The 25,908-nt window shown below is 47.0% G+C and carries 20 protein-coding genes and 1 pseudogene; 19 read left to right on the top strand and 2 right to left on the bottom strand.

The window, feature by feature from the left end; translation table 11 throughout:
• Window positions 1-30: 30 nt before the first annotated feature.
• The 16 genes from NE473_RS13150 (at window position 31) to NE473_RS13075 (ending at window position 15,008) form a co-directional block, all read left to right on the top strand.
• Window positions 31-1,035, top strand: a complete 1,005-nt coding sequence (locus tag NE473_RS13150; RefSeq protein ID WP_022032228.1) for an ABC transporter ATP-binding protein — start codon at window positions 31-33, stop codon at window positions 1,033-1,035.
• Between the two features lie 15 nt (window positions 1,036-1,050).
• A complete protein-coding gene (locus NE473_RS13145; protein WP_006773262.1) occupies window positions 1,051-2,799 on the top strand; it encodes an ABC transporter permease in 1,749 nt (582 codons plus the stop codon).
• 129 nt (window positions 2,800-2,928) lie between these two features.
• Window positions 2,929-3,606, top strand: a complete 678-nt coding sequence (locus NE473_RS13140; RefSeq protein ID WP_055649032.1) for an MgtC/SapB family protein — start codon at window positions 2,929-2,931, stop codon at window positions 3,604-3,606.
• Between the two features lie 35 nt (window positions 3,607-3,641).
• On the top strand, window positions 3,642-4,334 hold the full coding sequence (locus NE473_RS13135; RefSeq protein WP_022032231.1) for an MgtC/SapB family protein: 693 nt from the start codon (window positions 3,642-3,644) through the stop codon (window positions 4,332-4,334).
• A gap of 237 nt (window positions 4,335-4,571) precedes the next feature.
• Window positions 4,572-5,360: a DeoR/GlpR family DNA-binding transcription regulator gene (locus tag NE473_RS13130; protein WP_039891497.1), complete on the top strand. Its 789-nt coding sequence runs from the start codon at window positions 4,572-4,574 to the stop codon at window positions 5,358-5,360.
• A gap of 28 nt (window positions 5,361-5,388) precedes the next feature.
• A complete protein-coding gene (locus NE473_RS13125; RefSeq protein WP_278320633.1) occupies window positions 5,389-6,195 on the top strand; it encodes a BtpA/SgcQ family protein in 807 nt (268 codons plus the stop codon).
• A gap of 19 nt (window positions 6,196-6,214) precedes the next feature.
• Complete coding sequence (locus tag NE473_RS13120) at window positions 6,215-7,411, top strand: ABC transporter substrate-binding protein (protein ID WP_055649033.1); 1,197 nt, start codon at window positions 6,215-6,217, stop codon at window positions 7,409-7,411.
• Between the two features lie 12 nt (window positions 7,412-7,423).
• Window positions 7,424-8,200, top strand: a complete 777-nt coding sequence (locus NE473_RS13115) for an ABC transporter permease (protein ID WP_006773256.1) — start codon at window positions 7,424-7,426, stop codon at window positions 8,198-8,200.
• Window positions 8,200-9,000 carry an ABC transporter permease gene (locus NE473_RS13110; protein WP_006773255.1) on the top strand — a complete coding sequence of 267 codons (801 nt, stop codon included), beginning with the start codon at window positions 8,200-8,202 and terminating at the stop codon, window positions 8,998-9,000. Before NE473_RS13115 ends, NE473_RS13110 begins: the two co-directional genes overlap by 1 nt.
• A complete protein-coding gene (locus NE473_RS13105) occupies window positions 8,973-9,740 on the top strand; it encodes an ABC transporter ATP-binding protein (protein ID WP_055649034.1) in 768 nt (255 codons plus the stop codon). The genes NE473_RS13110 and NE473_RS13105 overlap by 28 nt, the downstream gene beginning before the upstream one ends.
• A gap of 15 nt (window positions 9,741-9,755) precedes the next feature.
• Window positions 9,756-10,499, top strand: a complete 744-nt coding sequence (locus tag NE473_RS13100) for an ABC transporter ATP-binding protein (protein WP_006773253.1) — start codon at window positions 9,756-9,758, stop codon at window positions 10,497-10,499.
• Between the two features lie 31 nt (window positions 10,500-10,530).
• Window positions 10,531-11,163 carry a ribulose-phosphate 3-epimerase gene (locus NE473_RS13095; protein ID WP_006773252.1) on the top strand — a complete coding sequence of 211 codons (633 nt, stop codon included), beginning with the start codon at window positions 10,531-10,533 and terminating at the stop codon, window positions 11,161-11,163.
• Between the two features lies 1 nt (window position 11,164).
• The gene (locus NE473_RS13090) at window positions 11,165-12,277 is read left to right on the top strand and encodes a M42 family metallopeptidase (protein WP_006773251.1); all 1,113 of its coding nucleotides are present in this window, start codon (window positions 11,165-11,167) and stop codon (window positions 12,275-12,277) included.
• A gap of 33 nt (window positions 12,278-12,310) precedes the next feature.
• Window positions 12,311-13,216: a sugar phosphate isomerase/epimerase family protein gene (locus tag NE473_RS13085; protein ID WP_055649035.1), complete on the top strand. Its 906-nt coding sequence runs from the start codon at window positions 12,311-12,313 to the stop codon at window positions 13,214-13,216.
• A complete protein-coding gene (locus NE473_RS13080) occupies window positions 13,209-14,072 on the top strand; it encodes a transketolase (protein WP_081034792.1) in 864 nt (287 codons plus the stop codon). Before NE473_RS13085 ends, NE473_RS13080 begins: the two co-directional genes overlap by 8 nt.
• A 12-nt stretch (window positions 14,073-14,084) precedes the next feature.
• Window positions 14,085-15,008 carry a transketolase family protein gene (locus NE473_RS13075; protein WP_055649036.1) on the top strand — a complete coding sequence of 308 codons (924 nt, stop codon included), beginning with the start codon at window positions 14,085-14,087 and terminating at the stop codon, window positions 15,006-15,008.
• Window positions 15,009-15,684: 676 nt separating this feature from the next.
• Here NE473_RS13075 and mgtA read toward each other — a convergent pair.
• Window positions 15,685-18,339 (bottom strand): magnesium-translocating P-type ATPase, encoded by a 2,655-nt coding sequence (gene mgtA / locus NE473_RS13070; RefSeq protein ID WP_055649038.1) that lies wholly within the window; start codon window positions 18,337-18,339, stop codon window positions 15,685-15,687.
• 499 nt (window positions 18,340-18,838) lie between these two features.
• Between mgtA and NE473_RS13065 the strand changes: the two genes are divergently transcribed.
• The 3 genes and pseudogenes from NE473_RS13065 to NE473_RS13055 all read left to right on the top strand — a co-directional run bounded on the left by NE473_RS13065 (window position 18,839) and on the right by NE473_RS13055 (window position 24,826).
• On the top strand, window positions 18,839-21,619 hold the full coding sequence (locus NE473_RS13065; protein WP_055649039.1) for a DEAD/DEAH box helicase: 2,781 nt from the start codon (window positions 18,839-18,841) through the stop codon (window positions 21,617-21,619).
• Window positions 21,620-23,419, top strand: a pseudogene (locus NE473_RS13060) (ATP-dependent helicase); the annotation flags it as partial.
• Window positions 23,420-23,881: 462 nt separating this feature from the next.
• Window positions 23,882-24,826 (top strand): N-acetylglucosamine kinase, encoded by a 945-nt coding sequence (locus tag NE473_RS13055; RefSeq protein ID WP_055649041.1) that lies wholly within the window; start codon window positions 23,882-23,884, stop codon window positions 24,824-24,826.
• A 130-nt stretch (window positions 24,827-24,956) separates the two neighbouring features.
• Here the strand turns inward: NE473_RS13055 and NE473_RS13050 are convergent, their stop codons facing one another.
• Window positions 24,957-25,883: a dihydrodipicolinate synthase family protein gene (locus NE473_RS13050; protein ID WP_055649042.1), complete on the bottom strand. Its 927-nt coding sequence runs from the start codon at window positions 25,881-25,883 to the stop codon at window positions 24,957-24,959.
• Between the last annotated feature and the right edge of the window lie 25 nt (window positions 25,884-25,908).

The raw sequence follows: 25,908 nt of genomic DNA, 5'->3' as shown, positions 1-25,908 counted from the left end.
ATACCGCCTCTTTGTAAGGAGAGGAAAAGGATGATTGAGTTTAAACATATTGAGATTAAATACGGGGATTTTGTAGCCATCAGGGATTTGAATTTAACGATTGGCGACGGGGAGTTCTTTACTTTCCTGGGACCGTCAGGCTGCGGAAAGACAACGACGTTACGGGCTCTCGTTGGTTTTCTGGAGCCCAGCGCGGGACAGATCCTGATTGATGGAAAAGACGTTACCCACACTCCGGTAGAGAAAAGAAATATCGGTATGGTATTTCAGAGCTATGCCTTATTTCCGACCATGACCGTCTATGAGAACCTGGCGTTTGGCTTAAAGGTGAAAAAGCTTTCGGCGGCGGAGATTGATAAGAAGGTCAAGGATGTGGCAAAGGTGATTGAGATTAAGTCAGAGCAGCTGGTGAGAAACGTATCCGAATTATCCGGCGGCCAGCAGCAGCGTGTGGCATTAGCCAGAGCCATCGTTTTGGAACCGAAGATTCTGTGTCTCGATGAGCCGCTTTCCAATCTGGATGCCAAGCTGAGAGTGGGGCTTCGGGGAGAACTGAAAAAGCTGCAGAAGAATCTGGGAATCACGACCCTGTACGTTACCCACGATCAGGAGGAGGCCCTTACCTTATCCGACCGGATCGCTGTATTTAACAACGGATTCGTAGAGCAGGTGGATAAACCGTACAACATCTATAACCATTCCGGATCGGAGTTTGTCTGTGACTTTATCGGGGAGATCAACAGGCTGAATGCCTCTGTACTGAGTGAAATCACGACACAGACTGGCTACGCGCTGGATGGCAGCAAGGGCGGATATGTGCGTCTCGAACGAATCCGTTTAAATGAGATTCCGGGCTATGCGAAGCTGCACGGAGTGATCCGGGATTACGATTATAACGGAGTGATGACGAAGTATCGCGTGGAGGTCATGGGATGCGAGCTCCGTGTGATCCATGTGAACGATGGACAGCCATTTATGGAAATCGGCCAGGAACTGGACATCTATGTAAATCCCAGGGATATCATGCAATTTTAAAAGGAGGGAGTTTGTATGAAACAGAGAAGCAAAAGGAAGTCTTTCAGTATACAGACCCTGATTTTAAAAATTGTCATTGTATGGGCCATTGTCGCATTTGTCATCTATCCGAACTTAAACCTTCTGGTCAGCGTCTTCTATAAAAACGGCCAGTTTTCCACGGAAGTGTTCGGAAAGGTCTTCGGCTCAGCAAGGGCCATGAAGAGCCTGGTGAACAGCTTCATTCTGGCATTTACCCTGGTGGTTACGGTCAACATCGTGGGGACGTTAAGCGTTCTTCTGACGGAATACTGGGATATCAAAGGTGCAAAGATATTAAAACTTGCGTATATGAGTTCGCTGATCTACGGCGGTGTCGTTCTGGTATCCGGCTACAAATACGTCTACGGGGCCAACGGACTGCTGACAAAGCTTCTGGTATCCGTATTCCCGGGCATGAACCCCAACTGGTTTGTGGGATACGGCGCGGTCGTGTTTGTTATGACATTTTCCTGTACCCAGAATCATATGATGTTTCTAAAGAATGCGATTCATGGACTGGATTACCACACCATAGAGGCGGCGAAAAATATGGGGGCCTCCGGAAGCAGAATTTTCTTCCAGATCGTCATGCCGGTGTTAAAACCCACTTTTTTTGCCATCACCATCCTGACGTTCCTGACAGGCCTGGGCGCCATGTCGGCGCCGCTGATTGTCGGCGGGGAGAACTTCCAGACGATCAACCCCATGATCATTACATTTGCCAAATCCAGCTTCTCCAGAGAGGTTGCAGCATTTCTGGCGGTTCTTCTGGGCATTGCCACGATGATTCTGCTGGCGGTGTTCAGCAGGATTGAAAAGGGCGGAAACTACATATCTGTCTCAAAGACAAAGGCAAAGTTAAAGAAGCAGAAGATCACCAATCCGGTATTCAATGTGGCGGCCCATGTGGTTGCTTACGCCATGTTTGCCATCTATGTGATACCGATTATCCTGGTTATCGTTTACTCATTCTGTGATTCGCTGACCATAAAGACGGGTAATCTGACTTTGAATTCGTTTACTCTTGCGAATTACCAGAAACTGTTTACGAGCGCAGAAGCGATTAAGCCGTATCTTGTCAGCATTGTATACTCTCTGCTGGCGGCTGTTCTGGCTGTGCTGATGGCCGTGATCTGCGCCCGGTTTGTGCGCACGGCAAAACATAAATATGATGTATTTTTCGAGTGGGGCATGCTGATTCCGTGGCTGCTTCCGGCGACTCTGATTGCTCTCGGACTGACCACGACCTACGGGGAGCGCCAGCCGATTCTGTTTAACTATGTTATGGTGGGGACGCTGGTTCTGATGCTTGTGGGGTATACGGTCGTCAAGCTGCCGTTCTCGTACCGGATGGTGAAGGCGGCATTCTTCAGCATCGACAATGATCTGGAGGAAGCGGCAAAGTGTATGGGCGCAAGTACGCTCTATACGATGATAAAAGTAATTCTTCCGGTGATATTCCCTGCGATTATGTCCATCATTATCCTGAATTTCAACGGGATGCTGTCGGACTACGATTTATCAGTATTTCTGTATCATCCGCTGTTCCAGCCTCTCGGCATCGTCGTGAAGGCGGCTTCAGACGAGTCGGCCTCCATCGATGCCAGGGCCATGGGCTTTGTATATACGGTCGTACTGATGATTCTTTCTTCCATTGCACTGTATTTCGGACAGGGAGATGGGATGGAACGCATCAGAAGATGGAGACAGAGACGGTTTGAGAAAAAGGTGGCAAGGGGCTGAGAAGGAGATTGTAGAAGCAGGAAAGAAATTATAGGAGTAAGAAAGAGATTAAAAAGCAAAAGAAGATTATAACAGGGCGCCGCATGAAAGAAATCATGCGGTATTCCTGTTTTTCAGGAGGCAGAGCAGTTGAATGATTTTATGATGGAACAATGGATTTATGTAGCACGGCTTATCGGGGCGGCAGTATGCGGCGGGCTGATCGGTTACGAACGGCAGAGCAGGAAGAAGACGGCGGGAGTCAGGACACACGTCATCATCTCGGTGGCGGCTGCGACCATGATGATCATCTCCAAGTACGGCTTTAATGATGTTCTCGGCGAATACGTCCGCCTTGACCCGTCCCGGGTGGCGGCCGGCATCGTGACGGCGGTTGGATTTATCGGATCGGGAATCATCTTTTTCCGCAATAATAATGTGAGTGGAATCACCACCTCCGCAGGTATCTGGGCCACGGTGGGAGTGGGCATGGCCATGGGCTGCGGCATGTATGTGCTGGGCGTGGTATCTACAGTTATTGTAATGGTTTCTGAAGTGTTTCTGGGGCGGCGGGGGTATTTTTCCAGGAAGGCGGGAGAGGAGAGAGAACTGGAGATCGAGTACAAGGACAGCGACAAGGAAGATATCTTTTCCTATATCAATAAGACGATAGAGGATGCGGGCTGCAGGATGGAGAATATCAAGCTGACCGACGAGGATTCGCTGTGCGTACTGAACGCTGTTTTAAAAGCACCGGATGAGCTGGATGCGGCCCTGCTGGTGGGAGAACTCAAGAAGAAAAAATCAGTGAAACGGGTGTCTGTCTGAGCACGCTGTGACAGACAGGCATGAGAGGGGAATACATGGAGACAGTGACAACGGCATTGGAATATCTGGAAGGCATCAATCTGGCTTCCATCACCCTGCGGATTGTGATGTCCATGGTCTGCGGCGGTGTGATCGGGATAGAGCGGGGCAAAGCACATCAGCCGGCCGGAATGCGGACGTATATGCTGGTCTGCATGGGCGCGGCCATGGTCATGCTGACCGGACAGTATATGTACTACCATTTCCAGACCGGCGATCCGGCGAGACTGGGGGCGCAGGTGGTCAGCGGCATCGGTTTTCTGGGCGCAGGGAGCATCATTATCTCGGGCAAGACAAAGATAAAGGGGCTGACCACGGCAGCAGGACTGTGGACGGCTGCGTGTATCGGGCTGAGTATCGGGATTGGATTCTATGAGGCCGGGATCATTGCAACCCTGGCCGTGTCGCTTATCATGACGCATTTGAAGAAGCTGGAGTATCATCTGATTTTTGATGACGTCTGGCTCAGTGTCTATGTGGAACTGGACGACGCGGTCAAAATGACGGATCTGGTTCAGGAATTTTCCTCTGTGGGCCTGGTGATCGGCGAGGTCCGGATCGAGAAGAAGAGAAAAGGCTTTCAGAAGGCGGTGATCAGCCTGAAGAATACGGAGCACAAGAGCCGGGAGGCGGTGCTCCGGTTTCTGGAGAATGTGGAAGGGATTCAGTTTGTGAAGTATACGGCATAAAAGAATTGGCATGTAAATAGTAATGAGGTCTTGGGTGTAGACTATATTGTCTGTAACCAAGACCTTTTTTTGATAAAATTTGCAAACTAAAATGTTAAAATGTCAATTTTGTAAAAAATATTGACATTATTCGACACATATGTGATAATAAAAATGCGAAATATGTCAGAAAGTTACAAAATATTTCAAAAAAAATCAAAAATACAAAAGAGAAAAAGACCAGGAAAGGAAAGGAACATGGAACAAAAAACTTCTATTATTCCAGCCGGCCGGCTGCAAAAAATAATGGAATACATGAAGGAACATGGCAGCGTTCAAATTAAGGAACTGGCAGACTATCTCGACGTATCCGATGCGACGGTGCGCCGGGATCTGGATGACTTAGACACGCAGGGGCTTTTAGTCAGGACTCATGGGGGAGCAGTCAGAAAGAATGATAACACTTCTTCGTTTGAATGGCAGCATAATGAGAAGATGACGATTATGCTGCATGAAAAAAAGCAAATTGCTAAATTGGCGGCGTCCTTTGTGCACGAGGGCGATACAATTCTGTTGGATTCAGGAACGACAACCTATTACCTGGCAAGTGAATTATCCGATGTTCCCAATTTGACAGTCATTACTTATGACTTGTTTATTGGAGGAAATTTAACCCTCCATCCAACCTCAACTATGATTGTAACGGGAGGAATCCGTCGCCAGGGGTATAATAATGTGCTTTTGGGCAGCATGGTGGAAGATTACGTCCGTAATATTCGTGTAGACAAGGCTTTCCTGGGAGCAGATGCTATTGATGTAGATTTTGGGATTTCCAATACAAATGTGATGGAGGCCAGTATTAAGAGACTGCTGGTTCAGGCAGGAAAACAGGTGATATTGATTGGTGATCACAGTAAGATGGGAAGAGTGGCATTAATTAAAGTTTGTGATCTCACGGATCTTGATGGGGTGATTATTGATAAGGCTATCGATGAAAACAGCCTGCACAGAATGAAGGAAAAAGTAAAGAATGTATATTTGGCATAATGTGTATGCCTGAAAAAGAAAGGGGTTTATGATGAATTGGCTAAAAGAAGTATTCAAAACTGAAAAACCTATCATTGCAATGTGTCATCTTCAGGCGCTGCCGGGTGACAGTGGCTATGACCAGGAAAAGGGAATGGAGTGGGTGATAGAGAAGGCTCGTGAAGACCTTCATGCGCTTCAGGATGGAGGGGTGGATGCAGTCATGTTTTCTAACGAATTCAGCCTTCCTTACCTTACTGATGTAAAGAAAGAGACACTTGCTGCAATGGGACGCGTGATCGGGGAGATAAGATCAGAAATTACAGTTCCTTTTGGGGTAAATGTTTTATGGGATGCCAAGGCATCTCTGGATCTGGCAGTTGCTACCGGGGCTTGTTTTGTGAGAGAGATTTTTACAGGTGTCTATGCCAGTGATTTTGGATTATGGAATACGAACTGCGGTGAGACGGTGCGCCACCAGCATGCGGTTGGCGCACAGAATGTTAAATTACTGTTTAATATAGTTCCGGAAGCGGCTGTTTACGTAGAACAGCGCAATATCAGAGAGGTGGCAAAGACAACCGTATTTAACTGCAGACCGGATGCTTTATGTGTTTCCGGACTGACTGCAGGGGAAAGCACAGATACCCAGATTTTGAGTGAAGTGAAATCGGCTGTGCCGGATACTGTGGTGCTGGCCAATACGGGGTGCAGAATTGAGAATATTACAACTCAGTTATCTGTGGCAGATGGCGCCATTGTAGGAACAACATTTAAAAAAGAAGGAAAATTTGAAAATGGAGTTGATTATAACCGAGTGAAGGCATTTATGGATCTTGTGAAGGAATTTCGATAAGAAGGGAAAGGGGTATCTTATGAGGAGAAGGTTACAGAAATGGTTTTGTCTTTTATTAAGTCTGTTATTAGTGCTGGGAACTCTTGCTGCATGTAGTCAAAGTGCAGAAAAGACAGATAATAATGGTGTTGCGGGAAATAGCGGGAAAGAAGAAACGGGAAGAGAAGAGGCAGGAATTTATGATGGAATTGAGCCCTTAGAAACAGAGACTGAGCTGAATTTTGGATATTTGACTGGTTCCCATCATGGAATGATTATCTATTTGATTGATAAAATGGGCGGTTATGAAAAGACAGGAATAAAAGCCAATATAGAGACATTTGGAAATGGACCCGTCATGGTGGAGGCGATGGCTTCTGATTCCTGGGACTGCGGAACGATTGGGTTAGGAGGGGTTCTGACAGGCGTTATCAGCCAGGACATGGTTGTGATCGGAGCTGCGGCAAGAGATTACGATTCCCTGCGCATTTTTGCAAAAAATGATTCAGATGTTGTTTCAGCAGGTAATACATTAAAAGATTACCCGGCCATTTATGGTACGGCAGATACATGGAAAGGAAAAGAAATTTTGATTCCTACAGGGTCTACACTTCATTATGTTTTATCTACAGGTCTGAGTAAATTCGGCTTGTCTGATACTGACGTAGCAATGACTCATATGGATGTTCCTGGTATCAATACGGCGCTTCGGGCAAATAAGGGGGAGATTGGAGCGCTTTGGGGCAGTTTTACATATGCGGATGAAATGAAGAAAAACTACACTGTGGTTATGAGCGCAAATGATCTGGGAATTGAACTGCCTACGGTTATGTGTGCGAATCCCAGAAGTTATGAAGATCCGGCCAAATATAAAGCGATCAAAAAATGGATGGAACTTTATTTTGCCACTGTTAATTGGATTTACAGCAGTGAGGAACATTTTGACAAGGCGGTTGAAATGTTTACGGAAATTAATGAGGAAGCAGGAGCAACAGGTACATTGGAAGAGAACCGGACAGTTCTTGAAAACAATCGCCATTACAGCCTGTCAGATAACGTAAAACTTTTTAATGAAAAAACGGAAGATGGAGCGATGTTGTTAATAGAAGCGATGCATAACGACCCACTGTTATTCTATATCAGGAACGGAAGCTATCAGAAAGGTGATGATACCAAATTGTTGGGCGGCTATTTTAAAGCAGATATCATCAATGAAATTGCGGCAATGAAGGAGTAAAGGTGGCTGATTATGAAAAAAATCTTAGACCGGTATGCGGTAATTTCCGTACTCAGCGTTCTGACTTTTTTACTCATCTGGCAGGGCTGTGTTACTGCCGGGATACTATCAGATAAAATTTTGCCTGCGCCGACAAAGGTATTTGCGGCTTTGTTTGATAAGCTGAATAATAAAAGCCCGGATGGATCCCTGCTGCAGACGAATATACTGGTCAGCTTAAAGGTTGCATGCAGTGGTCTGCTTCTTGCAATTGTGATTGGGGTTCCCCTGGGCTGGCTTATGGGCTGGTATAAGACAGTCAGCCGTTTTGTTCGCCCTATATTTGAGATCATGCGCCCAATTCCTCCAATTGCGTGGATTCCCCTGACCATTCTGTGGGTTGGGATTGGCCTTGAGGCTAAAGCAATGATTATATTTTTTGCCTCCTTTGTCCCTTGTGTCATTAATGCCACAGCAGGAATCAAAAGTACGAATCAGACTTTGATTAATGTAGCGAAAACGTATGGGGCATCAGACTTTACGATATTTCTGAAAATAGGAATCCCCTCTTCTCTGCCCATGACTTTTGCAGGAATACGAATAGCACTTAACTCTGCATGGAGCACATTGGTAGCGGCAGAGCTGCTGGCTGCTAATGCCGGACTTGGTTATATGATTAATATGGGGCGGCAGTTTGGGCGAGTCGATATCATTGTATTAGGAATGGTTACAATTGGAATTCTGGGTTTTGCGTTCTCATGGATATTCACAAAGCTGGAGCATATTTTTGTGAAATGGAGGACTGTCTGATGAAAAAAGTTACAAACTGGAAAAAGGGGTTCGAACATATTTTATATACGATAGCGCCTGCATTGTCATTGGTATTGTTATTCCTCTTATGGGTTCAGATTTCCAGAGGTAATTCGGATCTTGTACCAGGGCCGGATCTGGTAATGAAACGATTTGTTAAAACGTTCGAAAAGCCAATTAATGGATATATGATCTTTGGGCATATTTTAGCGAGTTTAAAACGTATTTTTTTAGCATTATTATTTTCTCTGGGGATAGGGATTCCATTCGGTATATTAATCGGGTGGAATAAAACTTTTAACGCTATTTTCGGTACTCTGTTTGAATTTATTCGTCCTATTCCTCCGATCGCATGGCTTCCCCTGATTGTTATGTGGTTTGGTATTGGGGAGTTTCCCAAAGTTATCATTGTATTTATTGGGACCTTTACACCGGTGGTAGTCAATACCGCGACCGGGATTCGTTTAGTGGAGCCATTATACCTGGATGTAGGAAGAATGTTCCATGCCAATGATAGAAAACTGCTTACTGAAATTGCGTTGCCATCAGCTATGCAGTCGATATTTGCAGGCTTTAGAACTGCTACAAGTGGCGGACTAATGGTCGTTCTTGCGGCTGAGATGATAGGAGCTAAGGCAGGACTGGGATTTTTGATTACCAGAGGACAGGATGCCTTTGATGTTCCGCTTATTATGGTCGGCATGATTGTTATCGCCATTGTTGGAACTGTAATTTCTATTTTCACGGATCTTCTTGAAAGGCGGATATGTCCATGGAGCGAGAATATAAAATCAGATTAGATATACAGAATATAAGCAAATGTTTTTCCATGGAAAACGGAAAGAACCATGAGGTGGTGAGGGAACTGTCGCTTACGGTACAGGATAATGAGTTCCTGATCCTGCTGGGACCGGGCCACTGCGGGAAGACTGTCATTTTAAACATGATTGCCGGTCTGATGCAGCCCGATTACGGAAATATTTATTTAGACGGTAAGAAGGTGGTGGGACCAAATCCGGATATGGGAATGGTGTTTCAAAAGATTGGGACACTTCCGTGGAAAACCGTTATGGAAAATGTAGAACTGGGACCTAAAATGCGTGGAATACCGAAGCGTGAACGACGGGAAAAGGCTCAGCATTACATTGATCTGGTGGGCCTGCATGGCTTTGAAGAGCATCTGCCAAAGCAACTGTCCGGTGGTATGAAGCAGAGAGTCGGAATCGCGAGAGCTTATGCAAATGACCCGCAGATATTGCTTTTAGATGAACCATTTGGACAGTTGGATGCACAGACCCGATATAATATGGAAGAAGAAATTGCGCGAATCTGGGAGAAGGAGAAGAGAACTATTTTATTTGTCACAAATAATATTGAGGAGGCATTGATGCTGGGAGACCGTATTATCCTTCTTACGGAGTGTCCGGCAAGAGTGAAGCAGGTGTATCAAGTTGATTTGCCGCGCCCCAGAGACATGATGGACTGTAGGTTTTTGCAGATGCGCCGTGAGATTTCAGAAAACACGGATTTGTCGATATAGAAAAAGGTGCAGTATATGACGGAAAATTATAAAATTGAAGTGAAAGAGCTTACCAAAAACTTCGGAGATTTAAAGGTTTTGGATCATATTTCATTTAAAGTAAAGAAAGGAGAATTTATCTGCGTGGTTGGGCCTACAGGCTGCGGAAAGACAACATTTTTAAATTTACTTACGCAGCTTATCCAACCGACATCGGGAGAAATTTTAATTGACGGGAAAACGGCGGATCCAAAGATACATAATATTTCTTTTGCATTTCAGGAGCCTTCCGCCATTCCCTGGCTTACCGTGGAAGAGAACATCATGTTTGGAATGAAATTAAAAAAGCTCCCTAAAGAGGAAATCTATCGAAGAACAGAAGAAATTCTTTCATTGGTAGGGCTTACCAGGTTCCGGAAACAATATCCTCATCAATTATCTACCAGTAGTGAACAGCGAATCGTAATCGGGCGAAGTTTTGCCCTGTATCCGGATCTGCTCTTGATGGACGAGCCTTATGGACAGATGGATATTAAGATGCGCTATTACCTGGAAGATGAAGTGATAAGGCTGTGGAAAAAATTTGAAAGTACAGTTCTTTTTATCACTCATAATATTGAAGAAGCGGTCTATCTTGCAGACAGGATAATTATCCTGACCAATAAACCGGCTGCGATTAAAGAAGAACTGGTCGTTGACTTAGCGAGGCCGAGAGACTTTACTGATCCACAATTTGTTGAGTTAAGAAAATATGTGACTGAGCAGATCAGATGGTGGTAAGCGGGAAAGGCATATATGGGAGGATAAAGTAATGAAACTGATGCCATCGATTGCATCAGCCGATCCCTTGGCAGTGGGAGAGGTCTTAAAAAAACTGGAGGCATGGCCTTATCTGCATATAGATATCGAGGACGGAAACTTCGTTCCCAATATTACGTTTGGAATGAAGGCGGTCAGGGCGATATGTAAAAAAGCGGGGAAAAGGTATATTCAGGTACATTTAATGGTTACTCATCCAGAAACGTATTTAGACGGTCTCGCCGCCTGCGGAGTGGATTCTGTGATAGCCCATTTGGAAGCACTTGACTATCCACTTCATTTTCTCAATCACTGCCGGGCACTTGGATTGGAGCCGGGGCTGGCTGTCAATATAAAAACACCGGTAGAAGCAGTAAAGCCTTTTCTGGGTAATATGGATCAGCTGCTCCTCATGACATCGGAGCCTGATTATTTAGAAGAAAAAGTATATGGACCAGCAGTGGAACGCTTAATCCGCTTAGCAGGAAATATTCCGGCAGGAGTAGAATTGTATGCAGATGGAGGCGTGACCAGGGAAACGCTTCGGGAGCTTGAAGAAGCAGGGGTTCATGGAGCAGTCTTAGGCCGTCTGGTATTTCAGAGCCCTGATCCGTTAGAAATGTTAAAGGAACTGAAGGAGGAATAGAATGAATGCAGAAGAGGTATTAAAAGAACTTTGCCTGGCACCGGCTCCATCCGGTTACGAAAAACGAGCTGCAGAGGTATTTTCCAGTAAAATACGCCCGTTTGTTGACCGTATTATGTTAGACCGCATGGGCAATGTGATGGCAACGCTGGATGGAACAGATCCTGAATCACCTTCGGTGATGATGTACGCCCATTTAGATCAACTGGGATTTATTGTAAGAAGGATCGAACCGGATGGCTATATCCAGTTGGACAGATTAGGGGGGATACCGGAAAAGGTGCTGCCTGCACTGCGTTTATGGATACGCACGGTACGTGGTGATTTCATACCTGGTTTGATTGGAAACAAAGCACATCATGCGGCTTCGGCAGAAGAAAAATACAAGGTCGATATGGTGACGAATCTTTATGTAGATGTCGGAGCTGCAACAGAGCAGGAGGTAAGGGAGCTGGGCGTGGATGTTGGCTGTCCTGCTATTTATGAACCGTCTTTTCAACCTCTTGCAGGAGATAAAGTAAGTGGTACTGCTTTAGATGACCGGGGCGGGCTGACTGCATTGGTTCTTGCTGCCGAGAGGTTATGGGAAGACAGGCCAGCTTCAACTGTACATTTTGTTGGTACGGTTTGGGAGGAGTTTAATATTCGCGGCGCTGCATTTGCGGTCAGAAGGTTAAAACCGGATGTGGCATTGGGGCTGGATGTGGTACTTGCGGGAGATACTCCAGATTTGAAAACGAAATATCAGAATGCGCTTGACAAAGGGCCGACCATTAATTTTTATAATTTCCATGGGAGAGGGACTTTAAATGGGATGATCCCCCATGAAGGTCTGGCCAGACTTGCAGAGGAGTGCGCTTTGAGGGAAAAAATCCCTCATCAGCGGTTTGCATCTCTTGGAATTATAACGGAATCAGCCTACGTACAGATGGAAAATGAGGGAGTGGCGTGTCTGGATCTCGGTTATCCTGCCAGATATACTCACTCGCCTGTGGAGACGTGTTCCTTAAGCGATATTAAGAATCTTGGCTTGTTGGCAGCAGCCACCGCAAAGGCAATAACACCGGAGTTTTCAATAAATCGTTATTCTATTGATTGCTGCAGTGATTCGTGAGTAAGCGTATCAATGGCTGACAGGGAGGGGCATATGAAAAAAGGTATCCATTACTGGGGGCTCCCACATACGATGAATTTAAGGGAGAAGATGGAATTTGCTAAGAGATTGGGATTTGAGGGAATAGAACTTGTAATTGTTGAAAAAGGGGAACTGCAGCCGGACTGCAGGAAAGAAGAACTGATGACGATCCGGCGGACGGCGAAGGAGACCGGGATAGAAATTATTTCAGTAAGCAGCAGTTTAAACTGGAAATGTTCTTTTACCAGCAATGATGCTCAGATACGAAAAAAAGCCGGAGAGATGCTGCGAAAACAGCTTTATATAGCAGCTGAACTTCACTCGGAGGTGGCATTAGCTCTGCCGGGCTTCGTAACAGCAGACTTTATTTCTGACGAAATTCACCCCTCCTTCCGGATTCATGGAGAAGAGGACTATCATCCGGGACTGGAAATTATTGATTATAAAACAGCATATGAACGTTCACTTCAGGCATTTGAGGAGATTGCTCCCATCGCTGAAAGGGTGGGAGTGACGGTGGGAATTGAAAATATCTGGAACCATTTTTTAATGTCACCGTTAGAAATGCGGCAGTTTATTGATGAGATCGGTTCCAACTATGTACAGGCGTATTTTGATATTGGCAATGTACTGCCCTCCGGGTATCCGGAGCAATGGATCCGGATTCTGGGGTCCCGCATGAAACGGGTTCATGTAAAAGATTTTAGAAAAGGCTGTTCCTCGGTTCAGGGTTTTGTAAATTTGCTTAGTGGAGATATTGATTTTGTGAAAGTGATGCAGGCATTGCACGAGACTGGATATAATGGCTGGATTACCGCAGAGGTAAATGAAAAACGGGATTATCCGGAGTTTGCTGCAAAGGTAAGTGCACTGGCTTTAGAGCAATTGCTGATGGAAAGGAGTAACAGCGATGTATGATATGATGAAATTAAAAACAATTGCAAATCAGCTCAGAATAGAAACAATTGAATCCGTATACAGGGCGAAATCCGGTCATATTGGAGGCTGTCTGTCTGCTGCCGAAATAATAACAGTTCTCTATTTTTATAAAATGCGGTTAGATCCAGAACGGCCTGGGTGGGAGGATCGGGATCGTTTTGTACTGAGTAAGGGGCACTCGGCACCAATCTTGTACGCCGCATTGGCAAAAAGAGGATTTTTTCCCGTGGAAGATATGAGTCATCTGCGTCAGGCAGATAGCCATCTGCAGGGAGCACCCAATCCTAAGACGCCGGGAATTGATATGTCATCGGGGCCTTTGGGGCAGGGGCTGTCGGCTGCTGCAGGTATGGCTCTTGCAGCAAGGACGATGAAAAAGGATTTTTTTGTGTACTGTATGCTGGGAGATGGTGAAATTGAAGAAGGACAGATATGGGAAGCTGCTATGACTGCTTCCAAGTACCGATTAAATCGTTTGATTGCGATTCTGGACCATAATGAGGTGCAGATGAGCGGTACCAATGAAGAGATTATGCCCCTGGGGGATATAAAAGATAAGTTCGACTCGTTTGGATGGAAAACCTACAAGATAAACGGTCATTCGATTTCCGAAATTATTGAAATACTGGATCATGTTACACAAGAGAGCCATGAAGAGAAGAGCAAACAGGATAAACCAGTTATGATTATTGCCAATACGGTTAAGGGAAAAGGAGTTTCTTTTATGGAAGGAAAAGCGGAGTGGCACGGGGCTGTACCGACAGAAGAACAGTATGATGCTGCATTGACTGAACTGGGAAAGGGAGAAAGTAATTTCGATCACTTACGCACTTAAGGAGGTGAAGATATGATAGCTAACAGAGTTGCTTATGGGAATATGGTACACAAGCTGGCAATGGAGGATGAACGGATTACGGTTGTAGATTCTGACTGCATAAATGTACTAAATTATGGTGAGTTCATTAGGGATTTTCCGGATCGTTTTTTTGAATGTGGGATTGCAGAGCAAAATATGGTATCCATAGCTGCCGGATTAGCGAGCTGCGGTATGATTCCGTTTGTGGCTTCCTTTGCAGTATTTACAAGTATGAGGGCGCTTGATCAGGTGAGAAATATGATTTGTTATAATGGTTATAGCGTAAAAATAGTGGGAACTCATGCAGGGCTGGAAACTGGTTTTGACGGTGCGACACATCAGGCCATAGAAGATATGGCTATTATGCGCGCTATACCAGGGCTTAGAGTTCTGGCTCCGTCCACACCGAATATGACTGCAAAACTTACGCATTTGATGGCGGAGACAGACGGGCCATTTTATATGAGATTCGGACGGGAAGTCAATCAGGAATATTACCCGGAGGATATGGAATTTACACTGGGAGGAAGCAGAGTACTTCGGGATGGGGACCGTTTGACTGTTATGGCCTGTGGCCGCATGGTGGATTTTGCAGTTCGTGCAGCAGATCAGCTGATAAAAGAGGGGATCAGGGTAAGGGTTGTTGATATGTATTCCATCAAACCAATTGACGGGAAAGCGATAGAGGCTGCGGTGTCAGATACAGCATGCATTATTACTATAGAGGATCATAATACGATTGGCGGCCTTGGCGGAGCGGTCAGCGAATACGTCACAGAACACTGTCCATGTAAAGTTCTAAAGATGGGAATGAGAGACGAGTTTGGACGTTCAGGCTCCAGCGCTGATTTATTTGAGATGTATGGCTTGACAGCAGATCGTATTGCTGCCAGGATTCGTGAATTGCTGGAGTGAACAGAAGATTAATGGAATCTGAATGCAAATAGAGAAAAAGCTGTAATCCAGCCAAAATTCCTGGTTTAGGGAAATTGGCTGGATTACAGCTTTTTCATGATATCAGGATGATGCAGTATTGGTCTCTTTTTATAAATGAACGGTCTAAAATACGAATTCTTTATCAAATACCAGATTATCAATTCCTTCGCATTACCAATTTGTAATAGAGCCAAAACACTGTTCCGCATAGACCAAAGGCGCCTGTTTGTTAGGAGAGAGTTGATCAGGAAGTATTTCTCCTTAGTTTCTATCAGCAGTAAATACCCTGGCGCCAATTCTGCAAGATGGACTTTTACCGGATCGGGATATATGAACTCTTTTTAAAAAACGAATCCAGCCCCTGGCTCTTATCGAGGTTGGTATGGTCCAATATCTTATTTTTCCAGCTGAAGGTTGATTCATAATAGCCGCATTGGCGTGCAGCATACTCATGAAAAACCAAAACGGAAACAGCAAGGTGTCGGTATGATCCTCGATGGACAACCTCTTAAGAGCCATGGAATACCCATTTTGGAAGCTGTACAGGGAGGTAATGCAGTGATGCCTGATATACATTGCAGGCCTTATTTTGATTAGATCCAGAATTTCGTAAATTTGATTCATTTGGATATCCTTTCGTGGCGGGAGGGCCATCTCACAGCCATTCCCCAAACCTTCGAATATAAATCCCCTTAAAAAACTGCGTTGACAGGCAGTATCCCGCAAGAAGAAGTACCAGCCATGGCAGAAATCCAAGAGGCAGGGGAGCCATATCCAGGCCGGAGGCCATTGCGGAGAAACTCACCAGAATGGCTGACAGGGCAACGACCGCGGTTGATAAGAGCAGCGGCTTTGCGGCCAAGCTCTGTATAAATGGGATTTTCCCGCTGCGTATCATGTGAATGACCAGAACCTGGGATACGGTTCCGAATACGAACCAGCCGCATTGAAAAAGCGGAGCCAGTTCCGGCGTATTTGCCTTGATAATCCACCACATGACTGCAAAACAGAGGATGTCAAAGACGGAGCTCAGCGGCCCCATAAAGGCCATGAAGGATTTGATGGACCGGGTTTCCCACTTTCGCGGCTTTTGTAAGTATTCCGGATCTACATTGTCAAAGGGAATCCCCATCTGCGAAAAATCACAAAGCAGATTTTGGGTCAAAATCTGAACTGGCAGCATGGGAAGGAAGGGGAGGAATATGGAAGCGGCAATCACCGATATCATATTTCCAAAATTGCCGGAAGCCGCCATTTTAATATATTTGACGATATTCCCAAAGGTCCTGCGCCCGGCCACCACGCCTTTTTCCAATACCATCAGGTCTTTTTTCAACAAAATGATATCCGCGGTTTCCTTCGCTATATCTACAGCGGTGTCTACGGAAATGCCTACGTCCGCCTGGTGAAGCGGCGGCGCATCATTAATTCCGTCTCCCATATATCCAACTGTGTGCCCGTTGGCCTGAAGCGCTTTCACTACCCGCTCTTTTTGGGAAGGAGACAGCTTCGCAAAGATACTGCAGTGTTCCACAGATTCTGACAGTGCAGCGTCATCCATGGCCTCCACTTCTTTTCCCGTGAGATAGCGGGAAGTCTCCACACCCACCTTACTGCATACTTTGACAGCGACGCCTTCGCTGTCGCCTGTCAGAACAACCGTCCGTACGCCGTGGTTATCCAGGGCTGTGACTGCCGCCTTTGCACTTTCCTTGGGCGGGTCCAGAAACCCTACAAAACCGATCAGTACCAGGTCCCGCTCATCGTCTACGCTCAATTCCACACCGGCCACATCGTTTTTCTGTGCCACCGCAATCATCCGGAGACCGTCCCTGTTGTGCTGTTCGCAGACAGCCTGAACCTTCTGCAAAAGAGTTTCATCCAGCTCCAGGATCTGCCCGTTCCATTCGGTGTAGGAACAGATTGCCAGCATTTCCTCCACGGCTCCCTTGGTTACCAGCTGCTGTTTGCCGTTCTGGTCTTCCAGGAGCACACTCATTCTGCGGCGGGAGAAGTCAAAGGGGATCTCATCCAACCGGGTGTAGCTGTCCAGGACTGCCTCAATCCCGTTTTCATGAGCACGGTTTATGATGGCTAAGTCAAGCAGATTTTTAAGGCCCGTCTGGAAATAGCTGTTGAGAAATGCATGACGCAGTGTACGGTTATCGTCCTCACCTACTGCGTTCATATATTTTTCCAGAATAATTTTGTCTTCCGTTAAGGTGCCGGTTTTATCGGTGCAGAGTACATCCATCTCGCCAAAGGTCTGTATGGCTCCCAGGGTTTTGACGATAACCTGATGCTTTGACATGAGAACAGCCCCTTTCGCCAGTGTGGAAGTCATGATGACCGGCAGCATCTCCGGTGTCAGGCCCACGGCGATCGTGATGGAAAACAGAAGCGCATCGCCCCAATCCCCCTTTGTAAAGCCGTTAATCAGCAGTACGACGGGCACCATGACAAGCATGAGCCGGATCAAAAGGCTGCTGACGGAATCGACACCCCGTTCAAAACTGTTTTTTGCCCGGTCTCCGGAAAGGGACTTCGCCATGGAGCCAAAATACGTTTCATTGTTTGTGGCAAGGACGATGCCGACTGCACTGCCGCTTACCATGTTGGTGCCCATAAAGCCGATATTCTGAAGGTCGGTCAGCGCGTCTTCCCTGTCTGAGCGGATATCCGCATACTTTTCTACCGGATTCGATTCCCCGGTAAGGGAGCCCTGAGCGACAAAGGCGTCTTTCGTGAAAATAAAGCGGATATCGGCAGGAATCATATCGCCGGCGGAAAGCCGTACCATATCTCCGGGAACGACGTCCTCAATGGGAATTTCTGTCTGAACTCCATCGCGCAGAACGTCGGCCTTGTTGGAAATCATCTTCGAAAGCTTTTCTGCCGCCGAGTTGGAGCGTTCACCCTGGATAAATGCGACCAGGCTGGAGATGATTACCAAAAACAGGATGATGCACACGGTAACGTAATCCGGCTGCTGGGAATAAATGACATCTGTAAACAGCGTTATTACAGCGATGATAAGCAGCACAATATTGAAGGGATTGACAACCGCATTTACCAGACGGTGAAGTGTGGTATTACTCTGACCGGTCGTAATGATATTTTTTCCATATTCCTCCTGAAGCTGCTCCGCCTGCTTTGCGGTCAGCCCGGAGCCGGAGACGGAAAAATGGTCATATAAGTCATTTAAATCAAGAAATGCAAAGTTACGAAGAAGTTTTTCGCTTTCATTTTGTTTCTGCTGAATCTGAGAGTTTCTTTTTTGGATTCTGAAAATGTTCTGATTGAGTTTCATAGGGTATACTCCTTTCCATAATAGAGTTCCCATAAAACAACATAGAATCCGGCCGGATTTCCGCTCAGGAGCGCGGCAGCCAGAGCGGCCACATTTCCTTAACATGGAGTGCGTACCCTGCCTGGAAAGCTTTTTTATGAGCGGGAGCACCTTTCCTGTTACACAAAAAAACCACCCCGAAAGGCGGCACAAAAGAAACGACAGATCCATCCATTCTTATAAAAGCACAATAGACGGCCGGTCGCATCTCATGGTACCTGCGCGGTTTATGTTATAATATGAGATTTTGAAGACGTTTTTACGACTTCGAGGGTTGCCGTCCATTGTTTCACCTCCCTGTAACATAGACTGGACATATTGAAGTGGCTACGCCCATCATAGCATTCTGGGCGTGATGTGTCAACAGCGTGTTATAAAGAAGCATCCGATAAGAAAAAGGATGCCAAACATCCGTTCTTGCGTTATAATGGTTTCTAGGTAATGCAGGAGGAAGAGAATTATGGATATCAATGATCTGATTATTTACAGAAGAACCATGCCGGAGCGGAGTGCCCGTTATGCCGGCTTCCCGGCGGAGCTTCCGGAGGAACTGCGGGAATATCTGCAGAAAAACGGGGTGAGAGGGCTTTATATCCATCAGGCGGAGATGTTTTTAAGGTCGTTGAAAAGGGAGAACGTGGTGATTACCACATCTACGGCCAGCGGAAAGACGCTGGGCTTTCTGCTTCCTGTCATCGAGGAGATTTTAAGGAATCCGCTGGCGCGGGCGGTCTTCATCTATCCGACGAAGGCACTGGCAAGCGACCAGTACCGCGCGATCCTGCCATACATTGAATATTTCGGAAAAAACCGGATTTCTGCGGGAGTTTACGACGGCGATACGCCTGCGGGCGAGAGGAGCCGGATCCGGAAAGAAGCAAATATTATTCTGACCAACCCGGAGATGGTGAATGGGGCACTTTTGCCGAATCACAGTAAATTCGGATTCGATTTTATTTTTGCGAATCTGAAGTTTGTCGTCATCGATGAGCTTCACACCTATAGAGGCGTATTTGGATCCCATCTGGCCAATGTATTCCGCCGGCTTCACCGGGTGTGCCGCTATTACGGTTCATCACCGGTCTTTCTGTGCAGTTCGGCCACCATTGCCAATCCCGTCGAACTGGCGGAAGAGATCTGCGGAAAAAAATTCGTGCGGATCGAGCGGGATGGCTCTCCTGCGGCAGAGCGGACCTACCTTCTGATAAAGCCTCCGAAGATTCTGGGGCACGATAAAAAGTACTACGGACAGGTGCAGGCCACGGCGGTGGCGGCGGAGCTGATCCCGGAACTGGTGGAACAGAGAAAGAATTTTATTGCATTTGCCCGCTCCCGAAGAAATGTGGAGGTAATTCTAAAGGAGGCGAGGGACCGTCTCGAAGCGGAATGTCCGGCCAGTGCGTCCCAGGCAGATAAAATATCCGGTTACCGGGGCGGTTACACGCCTGCGGAGCGTAAGGAGATTGAGCACAAGATGGTGACGGGGGCGCTGTGCGGACTGGTGTCGACCAATGCGCTGGAGCTTGGAATCGATATCGGTAAGATTGATGCCACCGTGCTGGCCGGTTATCCGGGAACGAGGGCTTCCTTCTGGCAGCAGACAGGCCGGGCCGGAAGAAGCGGCCGGGCGTGCACCAATTATCTGATTCTTGACAGCCAGCCTTTCGATCAGTACATCGGAACGAACCCGGGATGGCTGTTCGAAAACAGCAGTGAGAGCGCCGTCGTAGACAAGAACAACCTTTTAATTGAACTTTCCCACATCAGGGCGGCTGCGGCAGAGATTCCCCTGACGCTTGATGACGCCTCTGTCTTTCCGGATCTGGGCGAGACGATTCCGGTCCTGATGCGGGCAAAGGAGCTGACCGGGCAGAACGGCAAATTCGTGTGGTCGGGCGGTTCCTTCCCGGCCGGAGATTACAGCCTGCGAGGTATTGACCCCAACCGGTACAAGCTGCTCTTAAAGGACAGCGGAAAAGAGATTACGGAGATGGACGAGATGCAGGCGTTCCGCGAGATTCATCCCGGAGCCGTCTATTTACACAGCGGCGTTCAGTACCAGGTGGTGACGCTGGATCTGGAGACAAGGACAGCCCGTGCCGTGCCGTTTAATGGAAATTACTATACGACGCCCATGGGGAATACGGATATCACGATCATTCACGGCAGGAAAGAGAAGCCGTGGAAACGAATAGATGCGGTGTTCGGTGATGTAAATGTCAACGCGCAGGTTTCCCTGTACCGCAAGCTGCAGTTTCATAATCATCAGAATCTGGGTTATGAACAGATTAACCCTTCGTTATCCAGAGAATTCGAAACGGAGAGCGTCTGGCTGAAACTCCCGGGTAATGTGGTAACAGCCTACCGCCGTCTGCTGCAGGAGAGCCCAAACGGGCAGATGATCCGAAACAATCATTTTGAGGGGCTGTGCTATGCCCTCCGAAGCGCGGCGCGCCTGGTAACGATGACGGAGCAGGAGGACATCGGTACGACTGTCAGCACTAACGCTGTGTATGCAGAAAAAAGCGTTGAGGAGTCCGTATTTCTCTTTCTCTATGATCAGTATACCGGCGGTCTTGGATATGCCGAGAAAGCGTACGAACTGATTCCGGAGATTATAGAAAATGGTATCGCCATGGTGCGCGGCTGTCCCTGCGAGGACGGCTGTGCCGCCTGTGTCGGTGACTACCATCTCGATAAAAGTATGGTTCTGTGGGGACTTAGGAATATGCTGGAGGAGTCTGAAGTGCCGAAACATGTGAAAATGGCGCCGTACGGCCCATCGACATTTATACAGAAGCCATTTCGGTTTGACGAACTGGAAGCGCAGTGGAAGGCATTTACCGCCATGCTGCTGAAAAACGGGGAACCGTTTGCGTCCTTCTTAAATACGGTGAATGCGGTCAGGACGGAGGGGAGGAGACTTGCACTGATTACGGATCAGCCATTTTACCGGGAGTGGATCATGGAGGAGACAAACCGAAAGGCCCTTAATAATCTGATTTCCTATTATACGGACGCACCGAAAGGATTTGAACTGGAGGTGGAGGTTCGGAAAAAAGAGGAAAACAGAAGGAACGGCTGTGATACGGGGGGTGGAACAGCCGGTAAAAAGGCCGGCAACAGCGGTGAGGGAAGCACTGGAATCGAAAGTGAAGGATTCGGCGACAGTGAAGATGACGGCGAGATGCAAAGAAAGCTCGAACAGAGACTTGATAAGCTTAAAAAGAAGGAGAATTAGGTGGACTGGGAAAGAGAATGGGAACGGCTGAACCCTTATCAGCGGGAAGCGGTCACCAATGAAAATACGGCCTGTCTTGTGAGTGCGAATGTGGGAAGCGGAAAAACGACGGTGCTGACCGCAAAAATTCTGTATTTCCATGAGGTGAAGCATGTGAGTTACCGGAATATAATGGTGCTTACATTTACAAACAGGGCGGCGGCTGAAATCCGGGAGCGGCTTGTGAGTGCGGACCCGGCAGTGACTCCGGAGGAGACGGAAAACTTCGGGACGTTTCACGGCGTGGCTCTGGGGCTTCTGAAAAAAAGGCTTCCAGTGGAGAACCTGGGATATACGAAGGACTTCATGGTGATGGAGCCGGATGAGGAACTGGAATTGGCCCATGCGCTGATTGCGGAGAAGAAACTGAAGATAAAGTACAAAAACCGGCTGAGAAAGAGGCTGTCGGAAGCGGAGCGTGTATCGGCGGCGGGAGCTGCCGGCGGCCAGGATGATCTGGAAATCCTGGCAGAACTTCTAACAGAGGAAAAAATCAGGCGAAATAAGATGACATTTTCGGATCTGATGAAAAATGCCTGCCTTTTGATGGCGGAAGTGAGGGGGGAGAATGGATTTAGCGAAGAGAATGAATGCAGCAGGAATATTCAATGGGTGATTGTTGATGAAGTGCAGGACTGTGATGGGAAACAGCTGGAGTTTATCGACTGTTTTATGACAGGGGGAGCGAAGTTGTTTGCGGTCGGGGATCCAAATCAGGTGATCTACAGCTGGCGAGGAAGCGCGTTTAATCTGTTTTATACGTTGAAGACGCGATATCAGGCGGCAGAACTTTCACTGCCGGTTAATTACCGGTCCAGCAATGAGATTTTGGAGGCGGCCCGGTGTTTTCAGCAGAACGGAGGGGCCCTGGAAGGTACGAGAGGCGGAGGAGAGAAGATTGTGGTGAAGAATCACTACAACTCCTTTCAGGAGGCGTGTTATCTGGCTGACCGGATCTGTGAACTGCAGAAACAGGGGATTCCTTTTGACGAAATTGCCATATTCTATCGCTTACAGAGTCAGTCTAAGGTGCTGGAGGACGTATTCTCAAAGAATGAAATTCCATATGAAGTGGCCGTTAAAACGGGGATCCATGAAATTCCTGTGCTGGAATGGCTCCTGCGGCTTCTGCGATTCCTGGCGGATCCGGCTGACCGTGCTGCTGCGGTTTTCGTTCTGAGCAGCCGGGAATACGGTGTGGGGATTTCTGCAAAGAAGGCGGAAAAACTGGTTGAGGAAAGTTGTGCATGGGTGTGTGGGCGGAAGGAAGCTCAAGAGAACGGATCAGAAAAAGCAGCGGCGCCCGGACTTTTCGAAAGAATGGTTTCGTTTGCCTGGAATGGCGCTGAGATAGAGGATACAAATGGGTTTTATGAATATTTTGACCTGGATTGTTCACTGAAACCCAATGCGTCGTCTTATGGAGAGGATAAGGCAAATGTCTGTCATTTCCTGGACCGTATGTTTACATTTATGAAGGTGAAAGGGTTCAGTCTTCCGGAAGGACTTCGGGAATTTTTAAATTCAGCGGCACTGTACGGGACCTCCCGGGAACTGCTTCCTGAGACAGACGGCGCCGGGGAGAACCGCGTGAAAATGATGACGCTCCATGCTTCAAAGGGGCTTGAGTTTTCCCATGTCTTTATCATTGGTGTGAATTATGGCCTGATTCCTTTGCGAACGAAAGGGCTGGACAGTGAGGACGAGGAAAGGAGGCTGTTTTTCGTCGGAATTACACGGGCAAGAAATTATCTGGAGCTTTCCTGGTATACCAATCCCGACATCTTCGGTGTGATGGCCGGGGAAAGCCGCTATATCCGGATGATCCCGTCAGAACTGATGAAGGGGCAGGAGTCGGAGATGAGGACGGGAACAGCCAATTTGCAGGAGCTGCGGAGACAGGTGCAGATGGCGAAGGAAAATGGCGAGAAGATGGCAGACAGGGAGGACGTGAAGAAAACAGATGAGATGGAGGAATGGGTGGAAGCAGGAGAATTGAAGGAAACGGAGGCGGAAACACCGTACATGAAATCTGTGTCTGTCTCTGAATCTGCTTCTACCTCTGCCGAAATACGGGTTCGCCATGAAACATACGGATACGGTAAAGTGGTTGAAGAAGATGACACAATGATTACCGTAGAATTTGATGGATACGGAAGAAAAGAATTTATCAAGGCATTCAGCTGTCTGGAAATGCTGAGTGAACAATAGGGAGGAATTTTGATGAACTATTACGCTGGAATGGACATAGGCGGGACAAACGGAAGATTAAAGCTGAAAGACGGGGGCGGAAATATTCTTGGGGAATTTACCGGGCCGGGCTGCAGCATGAATACGGATGGTTACGATAAGAGCCGGACCCGCTGCCGGGAACTGGTGCTTCCGGCACTGAAGGAGCTGGGACTGAATCCATCGGACTGTATGGGTATTTGCGTGGCGGCAAGCGGAATTGATTCACCGGGATATGAGAAGATGTGCCGGGATATTTTTGAAGAAATGGGATTTAAGTCCGACTGTATCCGGGCAGTCAATGACTGTGAGGTCTTCCTGTATCTGAAGGAGGGACCGTCGATGGTGGTGGTATCCGGTACCGGTTCTATCTGCTATGGAATCGATGCGAAGGGTATTATATCAAGAACTGGAGGCTGGAATCATATCTTAAGCGATGAGGGCAGCGCATTTTATCTGGGGCTGCAGACCATGAGACTTGCGGCAGAGGATCTGGATGAGAGGACGAAATGTCCGTATCTTACCCGGAGGTTTATGGAAACGAGCGGCCTGGATACGCTGGAAAAGATTGATTTGTTCGTGAATGAGCATTTGTTTGATAAGCCGGAAATCGCCCGATTTTCCATGATTGCCTATGAGGCCGCCAAACAGGGGGATTCACAGGCGGAAGGAATTCTTAAGGATTGTGCGGAGAAACTATGGAAACTGATTGAAGACACCGCCCGTAAGGCCGGCTGGACCAGGCAAAGCCAGGTGTCCACTGACAGTGGGAAGGAAACACGTCATCTGTGGCTGTGGGGCAGTGTTCTGGTTAAAAATGAGATAATCAGAGACGAAGTGGTAAAAAGGGTGAGACAGGCCATGCCGGATATCATTGTTGCTGTTCCAGAGACGAGTGCGTTAGATTTGGCTTTGATGCTTGCGGGAAAGGTTCTATAATAGCTCCATAGTGAGATACCAGGCAAGTAAATTGAAAAGAAAGAATAGAGGCAGAAGGACAACTTCGAGAGAAGTGGCCTTCTGCCTCTATATGTTGAAGTGTATATTAAAGAGGAAACAAGCGAGGTTTTCAAAGTGCTTGTTTAAACCATTGTGGTAGCCGAACCTTCATTTCATTCATATAATTTGTGACTTGCTCATCGGAAAATGTCTGGTACGGTGGATAGAGTCTCATTGGGAATTCTGGTATAAAGGATTTCACATAGAGTTTATCATAGGCAGCATTAATAACCGGGGTTCCACAAGTTTTAAATAGTATTTCCTGTGAGAGCGTTACTTCTTTTTCCAGTTCCGTGATTGTATTAATGTCTTTATTAATACCAGCCTCATACAGTTTCCAGGCGGTAGGAAGGTGGGTGGCAATGCTGGAAAAAAGCATGCTGCATTCTCCATAGAGGCACCCTAAACCGTATCCGTATTCACTTAATACAAACTGTATGGGAGTATCGGCGCGGACTACATTTATGATATCCTCCAGAGAATCATTCATAAATTTCACGGCTGCCAGATTCGGGATTTCATCAGCTAGTTTGATATAATCGTTTGCCTTAAGGAGTTTCTTGGAACGGCCTCCGTTATTGTAATGCATGAAGTGACAGTCAGGAAAACAGTCGCAGACATCGTGGAAGAAAACAAGCACTTCTTCGTCTGTCAGAGCACCCCATGAAGGAAACGAAATTTGAAAATCGCGGATGCCCAGTTCATAGGCAATATTTAAACGGTTGATCATTTCGGCCTGAGATAGACTGATCACACCGGTGATGGGCGTTACATCCGTGTTTTTTAATTCGTCTGCAAAAACAGTGGTGATTTCAGTAAACATTTCATCGTCAACACCATATCCTTCTCCTGCGGTACCAAATGTATATATGTATTTCAAACCGCCGTTAACGAGAGCTCTGACCCCTTTACGAAATAGTGGTTCGTCGAGCGTAAAATCTTCACGCCACGGAATGAGTGCGGCTCCTAATGCCATTCTGGGATAGCGCTTTTCCATGATTATAAACCTCCTTCAAATATAA

The sequence above is a fragment of the Hungatella sp. SL.1.14 genome, from assembly GCF_024460495.1.
Lineage (GTDB): Bacteria > Bacillota > Clostridia > Lachnospirales > Lachnospiraceae > Hungatella > Hungatella hathewayi.
Note: the sequence above shows the minus strand (reverse complement) of the source record. Positions and strands in the feature narration are given on the sequence as shown.